This window comes from Streptomyces spongiicola (assembly GCF_003122365.1).
GTDB lineage: Bacteria > Actinomycetota > Actinomycetes > Streptomycetales > Streptomycetaceae > Streptomyces > Streptomyces spongiicola.
This window is the reverse complement of the sequence record NZ_CP029254.1, coordinates 538767-550382: the sequence shown is the minus strand read 5'-3', so window position 1 is coordinate 550382 and position 11616 is coordinate 538767. Positions and strand designations below refer to the sequence as shown.

The 11616-nt window shown below is 71.8% G+C and carries 9 protein-coding genes; all 9 read left to right on the top strand.

Annotated elements, in window-relative coordinates; translation table 11 throughout:
• The first annotated feature begins 258 nt into the window (after positions 1 to 258).
• The 9 genes from DDQ41_RS02350 (at position 259) to DDQ41_RS02310 (ending at position 11283) form a co-directional block, all read left to right on the top strand.
• On the top strand, positions 259 to 3219 hold the full coding sequence (locus DDQ41_RS02350; protein WP_109292959.1) for a M14 family metallopeptidase: 2961 nt from the start codon (positions 259 to 261) through the stop codon (positions 3217 to 3219).
• 193 nt (positions 3220 to 3412) lie between these two features.
• Positions 3413 to 4417 carry a type I glyceraldehyde-3-phosphate dehydrogenase gene (gap, locus tag DDQ41_RS02345; protein WP_109292958.1) on the top strand — a complete coding sequence of 335 codons (1005 nt, stop codon included), beginning with the start codon at positions 3413 to 3415 and terminating at the stop codon, positions 4415 to 4417.
• Positions 4418 to 4528: 111 nt separating this feature from the next.
• Positions 4529 to 5740, top strand: coding sequence for a phosphoglycerate kinase (locus tag DDQ41_RS02340; protein ID WP_109292957.1), 1212 nt, complete (start codon positions 4529 to 4531; stop codon positions 5738 to 5740).
• Between the two features lie 7 nt (positions 5741 to 5747).
• Positions 5748 to 6524: a triose-phosphate isomerase gene (tpiA, locus tag DDQ41_RS02335; protein WP_109292956.1), complete on the top strand. Its 777-nt coding sequence runs from the start codon at positions 5748 to 5750 to the stop codon at positions 6522 to 6524.
• A gap of 183 nt (positions 6525 to 6707) precedes the next feature.
• On the top strand, positions 6708 to 6944 hold the full coding sequence (gene secG / locus DDQ41_RS02330) for a preprotein translocase subunit SecG (protein ID WP_170813917.1): 237 nt from the start codon (positions 6708 to 6710) through the stop codon (positions 6942 to 6944).
• 109 nt (positions 6945 to 7053) lie between these two features.
• On the top strand, positions 7054 to 7389 hold the full coding sequence (locus tag DDQ41_RS02325; protein ID WP_078503510.1) for an RNA polymerase-binding protein RbpA: 336 nt from the start codon (positions 7054 to 7056) through the stop codon (positions 7387 to 7389).
• Between the two features lie 168 nt (positions 7390 to 7557).
• Positions 7558 to 9222 (top strand): glucose-6-phosphate isomerase, encoded by a 1665-nt coding sequence (pgi, locus tag DDQ41_RS02320; protein ID WP_109292955.1) that lies wholly within the window; start codon positions 7558 to 7560, stop codon positions 9220 to 9222.
• Between the two features lie 13 nt (positions 9223 to 9235).
• Positions 9236 to 9754 carry a PH domain-containing protein gene (locus DDQ41_RS02315; RefSeq protein WP_109292954.1) on the top strand — a complete coding sequence of 173 codons (519 nt, stop codon included), beginning with the start codon at positions 9236 to 9238 and terminating at the stop codon, positions 9752 to 9754.
• On the top strand, positions 9751 to 11283 hold the full coding sequence (locus tag DDQ41_RS02310) for a PH domain-containing protein (protein ID WP_109292953.1): 1533 nt from the start codon (positions 9751 to 9753) through the stop codon (positions 11281 to 11283). Before DDQ41_RS02315 ends, DDQ41_RS02310 begins: the two co-directional genes overlap by 4 nt.
• Positions 11284 to 11616 lie beyond the last annotated feature (333 nt).

Below are 11616 nucleotides of genomic sequence, written 5' to 3'. Positions count from 1 at the left end.
TGCCGCACGCGCCTACCGCCTGACGTCTGCCGCCGCGAAGCCGACCGCCCCCGAGGGCGCCGGCGCGACGGCGATCGCCGGTCAGGTTTCCCGACGCGCCTCGGCCTTGAGCCCGGTGAGCGGGACGCCGGCCTCCCGCAGCGCCCCACCGCGTCCCGCGCCGGGCCGGTTGGCCGCCGGGCACATCTTGACATGACCATGAGGTGTCGTGAGCCTGGCATCTGTTTTCTCTCGCGACAGACGAAGCAAGGGGGGCCCATGAGACGACGAGCGAGATCCATCCTCGCCGCGACCTCACTGCTGATGGCCGGCCTGGCCGCCGCGCCGCTCGCCCGGGCGGCCGACGGCGACGCCGCCGGTGCTTCCGGTGCTTCCGGTGCCGGACTCTCCGTATGGCAGGCCGAGGTCACCAGGGAACAGGTACCACTCCTCCTCCAGGCCGGCGCCGACGGCCATGAACTGACCGAGCAGGTGCCGGCCAGGGGCACCGCCACCGTCGAGGTGTTCCTCACCGGCGACCAGGCGGGCGCGCTCCGCGACCAGGGCGTGAGCCTCACCGAGCACACCGTTTCCGGCGCGGCGGAGAAGCGCGCCGCCGCCGCCGGGGACGGCGTCTTCCGGCCGTACGGCGGAGAGGGCGGCCTGCGCGAGGAGATCCTCGCCGTCGCCGCCGCCCACCCGTCGATCACCAAGGTGGTCAGCATCGGTGAGACCGTGCGGGGCGCGGACATCCTCGCCCTCAAGCTGACCCGGGGCGCCGGGAAGCACCGGGACGGCGCGAAGCCGGCCACCCTCTACATGTCCGGCCAGCACGCCCGCGAGTGGATCACCCCCGAGATGACCCGGCGGCTCCTGCACCACTACGTGGACGGCTACGGCAAGGACCGCCGCATCACCCGGATCGTGGACCGCACCGAACTGTGGTTCCTGCTCTCGGCCAATCCGGACGGCTACGACTTCACCCACGCCTCCGACGCCAATCGCCTCTGGCGCAAGAACCTGCGCGACAACAACGGCGACGGCAGGATCACCACCGGCGACGGCGTCGACCTGAACCGCAACTTCGCCTACAAGTGGGGCTACGACAACGAGGGTTCGTCGCCCAACCCCGCCGGCGAGACCTACCGCGGGCCCGGCCCCTCCTCCGAGCCCGAGACCGTCGCCCTGGACCGTTTCCAGAAGCGCGTCGGCTTCGAGTACGGCATCAACTACCACTCCGCCGCCGAACTGCTGCTGTACGGCGTGGGCTGGCAGGTCGCCACCCCCACCCCGGACGACGTGCTCTACAAGGCGCTGGCGGGCACCCCGGACAACCCGGCCGTCCCCGGCTACCACCCCCAGGTCTCCTCCGAGCTCTACATCACCAACGGCGAGGCCAACGGCCACGCGGCCAACGTCAACGGGACGATGATGTTCACCCCGGAGATGACGACCTGCCAGACCGTCTCGGCCGAGGACCCGGACGACCGGTGGCGGCCCGAGGACTGCCGCTCCGGCTTCAACTTCCCCGACGACGAGAAGCTGATCCAGGCCGAGTTCGCCAAGAACGTCGAGTTCGCGCTCTCCGTCGCCGAGACCGCAGCCCACCCCGACCGGCCGTCGTCACCGGTCGGCCTGGCGGCCCCCGACTTCACCGTCGACCCGTTCACCACCTCCTACGCCCGCGGCGGCCACCAGGAGGTCTCCGTCGTCGCCCGCAAGTCCCTGCGGGACAAGGAACTCAGGTACCGCGTCAACGGCGGCCGTACCCACGACATGGCGCTCAGGCCGTGGAAGGGCGGCGAGACCTACGGCGGCGAGGACAACATCCGCTTCGACGAGTACCGCGCCAAGGTCAAGGACGGGGACGTCGGCGACCGGGTCGAGGTCTGGTTCACCGGCGAGACCGGAAGCGGGAAGCGCACCTCCAGCGAGCGCTTCACCTACACCGTCGCACCCCGGCCCAAGGCCGACACCGTGGTGGTGGCCGAGGAGGGCGCACCGGCCCGGCACGCCCAGGTGTACGTCGACGCCCTGAAGGCCAACGGCCGCAAGGCCGTGGTCTGGGACGTCGCCACCCGGGGCGCGCCCCACCCGCTCGGCGTCCTCGGCCACTTCCCCACCGCCGTCCACCACACCGGCGCGCAGGCCCCCGGCGGCCCCACCCAGCTCGCCCTGCGCGACTACCTCAACGAGGGCGGCAAGCTGATCGAGGCCGGTGAGCTGGCCGGCGGCAGCGCCCAGGTCGGCAGGGCGCTGACCAACGACTTCAGCCAGTACTGGCTGGGCGCCTACGGCCGCGCCTCCGCGCCAGGGGCCACCGGGTTCTCCGGGGCGGGGGCCCTGGCCGGGGCCGGCGGGCCGCTGTCCGACGCGGACGGCAACCCGCTGAACGCGCCCGGCGCGTACACCGTCACCTCCGACACCCTTCCCCCCGCGCAGTTCCCGCAGTTCACGAGTGCCCGGGCGGGCCGCTACGGCGGTGTGGCCAACCCCTACGCCCCGTACGCGGGCTCGTCGATGGCCTCCGCGACCCACGACGACAACGACTGGAAGCGGCTCACCCGCACCGTCGACCTCACCGGGGCCACCGCCGCCGACCGGCCCCGGCTGAGGCTCGCGCTCAACTGGAACACCGAGCCCGGCTACGACCACGCGCTCCTCGAGGCCCGCACCGCCGGCGCCGGGGACTGGACGACCCTCCCGGACGAGGGCGGCCGCAGCGGCACGGCGGTGCCCGAGGACTGCGAGGCCGGGTACTTCCTCGACGGGCACCCCTTCCTGCGCCACTACCTCACCCGGGAGTCCGGCGGCTGCACCGCGACCGGCTCCAGCGGGTCCTGGAACAGCTTCACCGGCTCCTCCGCCGGCTGGCAGCAGGTCTCCTTCGACCTGAGCGCCTACGCGGGCGGGGAAGTGGAGCTGTCGCTCGCCTACGTCACCGACCCGGGCAGCGGCGGACGCGGGGTGTTCGCCGACGACGCGGCCCTGGTCGTCGGCGGCTCGGAGAGGGAGATCGAGGGCTTCGAGACCTCGCTCGGCCCCTGGACCACCCCGGGGGCGCCCGAGGGCAGTCCCGTGCTCGGAGGTGACTGGGCGCGCACAGGTGAGCTGTTCGCCTCGTACGCGGCCGTCGCCACCGCCGACACGGTCCTGCTGGGCTTCGGCCTGGAGCACGTCACCGCGCCCGCCGACCGGGCCGCCCTGGTCGGCGAGGCGCTCGCCGCGATCCGTCGCTGACCCTGGGTAGCCGCCGAAAAGCGCCGGTGGCCCGTACCTGCCGGTAGGCGCGGGCCGCCGGTTTTCGGCTCGATCCGGGGGCGTGCTCGATGCCGCTCCGGCTGCCCCGGGGAGGTAGGGTCGTAAGCGGTCGGGGACATCCCATATCAGCTCGCCGGTGTCGAAACCGGCGTACCACTGAGGAGATCGGTTCGTGACGATCCGCGTAGGCATCAACGGCTTTGGCCGCATCGGTCGTAATTACTTCCGCGCGCTGCTGGAGCAGGGTGCAGACATCGAGATCGTGGCTGTCAACGACCTGGGTGACACCGCGACCACCGCTCACCTGCTGAAGTACGACACCATCCTGGGCCGTCTGAAGGCCGAGGTCAGCCACACCGCAGACACCATCACCGTCGACGGCCGCACCATCAAGGTGCTCTCCGAGCGCAACCCGGCCGACATCCCGTGGGGCGAGTTGGGCGTCGACATCGTCGTCGAGTCCACCGGCATCTTCACGAAGAAGGCGGACGCCGCGAAGCACCTCGCGGGCGGCGCCAAGAAGGTCCTCGTCTCGGCTCCGGCCACCGACGAGGACATCACCATCGTGATGGGTGTGAACCAGGACAAGTACGAGCCGGCGCGGCACCACGTCATCTCCAACGCGTCCTGCACCACCAACTGCGTGGCCCCGATGGCCATGGTCCTCGACGAGAACTTCGGCATCGTCAAGGGCCTGATGACGACCGTCCACGCCTACACCAACGACCAGCGCATCCTCGACTTCCCGCACAAGGACCTGCGCCGCGCCCGTGCCGCCGCGGAGAACATCATCCCGACCTCGACGGGTGCCGCGAAGGCCACCGCCCTGGTCCTCCCGCAGCTCAAGGGCAAGCTGGACGGTATGGCCATGCGCGTCCCGGTCCCGACCGGCTCCGTCACCGACCTCGTCCTGGAACTCGACCGCGAGGTCACCAGGGACGAGATCAACGCCGCCTTCCAGAAGGCCTCCGAGGGCCGGCTGAAGGGCATCCTGGAGTACACCGAGGACCCGATCGTCTCCTCGGACATCGTGAACTGGCCGGCTTCCTGCACCTTCGACTCGAAGCTGACCATGGCCCAGGGCAAGCAGGTCAAGGTCATCGGCTGGTACGACAACGAGTGGGGCTACGCCAACCGCCTCGTCGACCTCACGGTCTTCGTCGGCGGCCGGCTCTGATCACCGGCCGGTAGACACCCCGATGTGAGCGGAGCAGGGCTCGGGCAGCGCAACGGCGCGCTGCGCGGGCCCTGTCGCTTGTCCCCGACCACCCTCTAGGAGCCATCAAGCATGAAGACGATCGACGAACTCCTCGCCGAAGGCGTCACCGGCAGGCGGGTCCTCGTCCGCGCCGACCTCAACGTGCCCCTCGACGGCACCACGATCACCGACGACGGCCGTATCCGCGCGGTGCTGCCGACCGTGAAGGCCCTGGCCGGCGCGGGCGCGCGGGTCGTCGTCGCCTCGCACCTCGGCCGCCCGAAGGGGGCTCCGGATCCGGCCTTCTCCCTCGCCCCGGCCGCCGCCCGGCTCGGTGAACTGCTCGGCGCGGGCGTGGCGTTCGCCACCGACACGGTCGGCGAGTCCGCCCGCGCCACCGTCGCCGGCCTCGGCGACGGCGATGTCGCCGTCCTGGAGAACCTGCGCTTCAACGCCGGGGAGACGGCCGGGGACGACGCCGAGCGCGGCGCCTTCGCCGACGAGCTCGCCTCCCTCGCCGACCTGTACGTCGGCGACGGCTTCGGGGCCGTCCACCGCAAGCACGCCTCGGTGTACGACCTCCCGGCCCGGCTGCCGCACGCCGCCGGCTATCTGATCGCCGCCGAGGTGGCCGTGCTGCGGAAGCTCACCGAGGACGTCGAGCGGCCGTACGCGGTCGTCCTCGGCGGTGCCAAGGTCTCCGACAAGCTCGCCGTGATCGACTCGCTGCTCGGCAGGGCCGACCGGCTGCTGATCGGCGGCGGCATGGCGTACACCTTCCTCAGGGCCCAGGGCCACGAGGTCGGCGCCTCGCTGCTCCAGGAGGACCAGGTCCCGGCGGTGAAGGAGTACCTGGAGCGGGCCGAGGCGAACGGCGTCGAGCTGGTGCTGCCGGTCGACGTGGTGGCCGCGGCCGAGTTCCCGGACCTCAGGACCAAGGCGCCCGCCGAGCACGGCACGGTGGACGCGGGCGCCATCCCCGCCGACAGGCAGGGGCTGGACATCGGCCCGAAGACGTGCGAGCTGTACGCGTCCAAGATCGCCGATGCCGCGACGGTGTTCTGGAACGGCCCGCTGGGCGTCTTCGAGCACCCCGACTTCGCCGGCGGCACCCGCTCCATCGCCCGGGCACTCGTGGACAGCACGGCCTTCACCGTCGTGGGCGGCGGCGACTCGGCCGCCGCGGTCCGCACCCTGGGCTTCGACGAAAACGCATTCGGCCACATCTCGACCGGTGGCGGGGCGAGCCTCGAATACCTCGAGGGCAAGACCCTTCCCGGCCTCGCCGCACTGGAGGACTGAACCCCATATGAGCACCCGTACCCCGCTGATGGCGGGCAACTGGAAGATGAACCTCAACCACCTCGAGGCCATCGCCCACGTCCAGAAGCTCGCCTTCGCGCTGACCGACAAGGACTACGACGACGTGGACGTCGCCGTCCTGCCCCCCTTCACCGATCTGCGCTCCGTGCAGACCCTGGTGGACGGCGACAAGCTGAAGATCGCCTACGGCGCCCAGGACCTCTCGGCGCACGACTCCGGCGCGTACACCGGTGAGATCTCCGGCACCATGCTCGCCAAGCTGAAGTGCACCTACGCGGTCGTCGGGCACTCGGAGCGACGCCAGTACCACGCCGAGTCCGACGAACTGTGCAACGCCAAGGTGAAGGCCGCGTTCCGGCACGGTCTGACCCCGATCCTCTGCGTCGGCGAGGGCCTCGACGTCCGCAGGGCCGGCCGGCAGGTCCAGCACACGCTCGACCAGGTCGACGGCGGCCTGAAGGACGTCACCGCCGAGCAGGCCGAGACCCTGGTGATCGCCTACGAGCCGGTCTGGGCCATCGGCACCGGCGAGGTCGCCACCCCCGAGGACGCCCAGGAGGTCTGCGGGGCCATCCGCGGCCGGCTCGCCGAGCTGTACGGCCGGGAGGTGGCCGACAAGGTCCGGATCCAGTACGGCGGCTCGGTGAAGTCGGGCAACGTCGCGGCGATCATGGCGCAGCCCGACGTCGACGGCGCCCTGGTCGGCGGCGCGTCCCTCGACGTGGACGAGTTCGTGAGGATCGTGCGCTTCCGGGACCAGTGAGCGGAAGGTAGCGCTGGGCCGCCCCCTCGTCACCTTCGGTGAGGGGGTTCGTCCGCGGCGAGGGTCGTGGAAATGGGTAACCTCGTCGTACGCTTGCGGGGGCCGGGGCCTGCTGGCCCGGCCCCCGTTCTCCTGATCAGTTGTTCACTCTGAATTCGTTCGTCCGAGGAAGTTGGTCCAGCCGTGGTTATGGGGTTCTCGATCGCCCTGATCGTCTTCAGCCTGCTGCTGATGCTGCTGGTGCTGATGCACAAGGGGAAGGGCGGCGGCCTCTCCGACATGTTCGGTGGCGGCATGCAGTCGTCCGTCGGCGGCTCCTCGGTCGCCGAGCGCAACCTGGACCGCATCACGATCGTGGTCGGCCTGATGTGGTTCGCGTGCATTGTCGTACTCGCTCTGCTGATGAAGCTGGGCGGCTGACCCGCCGAGAGCGTCCCGGGGGGTGTGGGTAACTCCAATCACTGGACGAGCGTTGGGCCTTACGTAGACTGGGGCATCCTCGAGCACCATCACGCAGGGAGTTACAACCGTGGCAAGTGGCAACGCGATCCGGGGAAGCCGGGTCGGCGCGGGGCCGATGGGGGAGGCCGAGCGGGGCGAGTCCGCACCGCGTCTGCGCATCTCCTTCTGGTGCTCGAACGGGCACGAGACTCAGCCGAGCTTCGCCAGTGACGCACAGGTTCCGGACAGCTGGGACTGCCCGCGCTGCGGGTTCCCGGCCGGACAGGACCGGGACAACCCGCCGGACCCGCCGCGCACCGAACCGTACAAGACGCACCTCGCGTATGTGCGCGAGCGGCGCAGCGACGCGGACGGCGAGGCGATCCTCGCCGAGGCGCTCGCGAAGCTCCGGGGCGAGATCTGAGCAGCTGACACCGGGCCCGGCCGGGGGCGGAATCCCAGGATTCCGCCCCCGGCCGGGCCCGATGCGTTCCGCCCGCACGCCGTTGCGACGCGCCGGGCGCCCATCCGATCAACTAGGTTGGTGGGGCAGCGGGGCACGCAGTCAGGTACGAGAAGAAGTGGGCTGAAGATGAACGCAATCCGGCTCAACCGGAGGCCCGAATGGGCCGCTCTGACCAAGCACCGCGAGCAGATGGCGGACACGCATCTGCGGGAGCTGTTCGCCGCGGATCCCGAGCGCGGCAGCCGGTACACCCTGAGGGCGGGCGACCTGCACCTCGACTACTCCAAGCACCGGGTGAACGACGAGACGCTGGCGCTGCTGCGGGACCTCGCCGCCGCCACCGGGGTCGCCGGGCTGCGGGACGCCATGTTCCGCGGAGAGAAGATCAACATCACGGAGGACCGGGCGGTGCTGCACCTCGCACTCCGCGCGCCCCGCGACGCGGTCATCGAGGTCGACGGCGAGAACGTCGTACCGGCCGTGCACGCCGTGCTCGACAAGATGAGCGCCTTCGCCGAACAGGTCCGTTCCGGCCGCTGGACCGGGCACACCGGCAGGCCCGTCAGGAACGTCGTCAACATCGGTATCGGCGGCTCCGACCTCGGCCCCGCGATGGCCTACGAGGCGCTGCGCGCCTACACCTCACGCGACCTGACCCTCCGCTTCGTCTCGAACGTGGACGGGGCCGATCTGCACGAGGCGGTCCGCGACCTCGACCCCGCCGAGACGCTGTTCGTCATCGCCTCCAAGACGTTCACCACCGTCGAGACCATCACCAACGCCACCACGGCCCGCGAGTGGCTCCTCACCGGTCTCGGAGCGGGCCAGGAGGCCGTCGCCAGGCACTTCGTCGCGCTGTCCACCAACGCGGACAAGGTCGCCGGCTTCGGCATCGACGTCGCCAACATGTTCGAGTTCTGGGACTGGGTCGGCGGCCGCTACTCCTATGACTCGGCCATCGGGCTGTCCCTGATGATCGCCATCGGCCCCGAGCGCTTCCGCGAGATGCTGGACGGCTTCCACCTCGTCGACGAGCACTTCCGCACGGCGCCGCCGGAGAGGAACGCGCCGATGCTGATGGGCCTCCTCGGCATCTGGTACGGCGACTTCCTCGACGCCCAGTCGCACGCGGTCCTGCCGTACTCGCACTATCTGAGCAAGTTCACCGCGTATCTCCAGCAGTTGGACATGGAGTCGAACGGCAAGTCCGTCGACCGCGAGGGCGAGCCCGTCGACTGGCAGACGGGCCCCGTCGTCTGGGGCACCCCGGGCACCAACGGGCAGCACGCCTACTACCAGTTGATCCACCAGGGCACCAAGCTCGTCCCGGCCGACTTCATCGGCTTCGCCGATCCCGTGGACGAACTGCCACCGGGACCGGCGGGCCACCACGACCTGCTGATGGCCAACTTCTTCGCCCAGACCCAGGCCCTGGCCTTCGGAAAGACCCCGGAGGAGGTGCGGGCGGAGGGTGTCCCCGAGGAGCTGGTGCCGCACAAGACGTTCCGCGGCAACCACCCCACCACGACGATCCTCGCAAACAAGCTGACGCCCTCCGTCCTCGGCCAGCTCGTCGCGCTCTACGAGCACAAGGTGTTCGTCCAGGGCGCCGTCTGGAACATCGACTCCTTCGACCAGTGGGGCGTCGAACTCGGCAAGGTCCTGGCCAAACGCCTGGAGCCGGTGCTCATCGAAGGCCGCGGCGGCGACGACCTCGACAGCTCCACGACCGCGCTGGTGTCCGCCTACCGCACCCTGCGCGGCCGGAGCCCGCTGGGCGGCGGGGCGTAGGGGCGGCGAACCGATGACGGGGGAACCGCCCGGGCAGGGGAAGGGGGCCGTCCGGCTGAGGCCGCCGAGGAACACGCTCGACGCACGGGCCGTCTGGTGGTGGCGGGCCCGGTGCCTGTCGGCGACGGCCCTGCCGGTGGCGGCGCTCGCGGCCCTGGGCGCGTTCGCCGGGCCCGCCGGGACCTGGCTGCGGTACGCGGCATGGGCCCTCGCGGTCCTCGGCCTGGCCGGCGCGGTCCTGCTCCCGTCCTGGTGGTACCGGGTGCACCGCTGGGAGATCACGGACGAGGCCGTGTACCTCCGTACGGGCGCCCTCTGGCAGGAGTGGCGGATCGCCCCGATGTCCCGGATCCAGACCGTCGACACCATACGCGGCCCGCTGGAACAGCTCTTCCGGCTGGCCTCGGTCACCGTCACCACCGCCTCCGCCAAGGGCGCGCTCAGGATCGAGGGCCTGGACCACGAGGTCGCGGCCGCACTGGCCGAACGGCTCACACGGATCACCCAGGCCACCCCCGGAGACGCCACATGACTGCCCCGGGCGGCCCGGACGGGGGCTGGCGGCGGCTCGACCCGCGCACCGTGCTCGTCACCGCCACCGTGATGGCGGGAGTGGCGGGCGGCGCCGGGCTGCCGGTGCTGCTGGGGCTCGCCGGGAGCATGCCCTGGTGGCAGGCGCTCGGCTGGGTGCTCGCCGGGGCCCTGCTGCTCGTCGCCGGGGGAACGGGCGCGGACTGGCTCCGCTGGCGGCGCACCCGGTACCGCATCGGACCCCAGCGCGCCGAACTCCGCACCGGACTGGTGCTGGTCAGACGGCGCTCCCTGGCACGCGAGCGCATCCGCACCGTCGACCTGACGGCCTCTCCGCCGCTGCGGATACTCGGCCTGGTCAAGGTGCGGATCGGCACCGGAGAGCACACCGGCGCCGGGGCGTCCACGCTGGAACTCGACCCGGTCTCCCGGCCGGAGGGCGAGCGCCTGCGCCGGGAACTGCTGGCCGGGCGGTCCGGCCTGGCAGCCGAGGCGGACCGGGACGGAGTGCTCTCCACCCTCGACCCCCGCTGGATCCGCTACGCGCCGGTGTCCTTCGTCGCGCCCCTGCTCGGCGGCGCGGCGGTCGGCGCGGTCATGCAGGTGAGCCAGTGGCTCGGGGTGCAGGCCGAGGTGGTCGGCTGGGTCGGCGAGCGGCTCCGGGACACCCCGCTGCTCTGGGCGGCCGTGGTGCTGGGCGCGCTGGCCCTGGCGGCGGGGGCCGCCGGGGCGCTCGGCCTCTGGGTGGAGATGTGGTTCGGCTACCGGCTCGAACGCGAACCCGGCGGCACCCTGCGGCTGCGCCGGGGGCTGCTCACCTCCCGCTCGCTGTCGATCGAGGAGCGCCGGCTGCGCGGGGTGGAACTGGTCGAACCCCTCGGAGTGCGGCTGTGCGGCGCCGCGCGGGTGGATGCCGTGGCCACCGGCCTGCTCAAGGACGACCAGGGCAGGAACGCCGCCCACAGGACGCTGCTGCCGCCCGCGCCCGGTCCGGTCGCCGGCGACGTGGTGGCCCGGGTGCTGCGGGAACCGGTCCCACCGACCAGCGCGGCGCTCACCGCGCATCCCCGCGCGGCGCGCTCCCGAAGACTGCGCTGGGCCCTGGCCGCCGCCCTCGCACCCGTCCTGCTGCTCGTCGCGCTGGGGCTGTCCCTGGCCGACGTCCTGCTGTACGCCGCCGCCGTGTGCGGTGCGGTGTCCGTGCCGCTCGCGGTGCTGCTGGCACTGGACGCCTACCGCGGTCTGGGCCACACGCTCGCCGGCGACTACCTGGTCGCCCGCTCGGGGACCGTCCGGCGGGCCACGGTGGCGCTGCGGCGGGGCGGCGTGATCGGCTGGACCCTGAAGCAGTCGTGGTTCCAGCGCCGTGCCGGGTTGCTCACCCTGACCGCCACCACGGCGGCGGGCGACGGCGCGTACCCGGTGTACGACGCCGACGAGCACGAGATCCTCGACTTCGCCTCCCGGGCGGTACCGGGGCTGCTGGAGCCGTTCCTCGAACGACCGGGCGGGGGCGACGGCCACGCTTGAGCCGGCGGGGGTGACAGGTGTTGCGGGGACGGTGCGCACGGCGGTCACGGCGGGGGTGACAGGTGTTGCGGGGACGGTGCGCATGACGGTCACGGCGGGGGTGACAGGTGTTGCGGGGACGACGCGCACGGGGCGTTGAGCGATGCCACGTCCGGAGCGGGTGATTCCCCCGCCGGGGCCGGGATCACGACTCTCGTGAACATCTCGGCAGATCGCCGTTCGGTGCCCACGCCCTCGTCGGGGCCGCCGTCAGCGGCTCCGTGCTCGGTGGTTCGGGGCCCTCCGCCCGCGTACGCCACCGGAGAGAACGACGGCGCGCGCTGAGACGGCGCA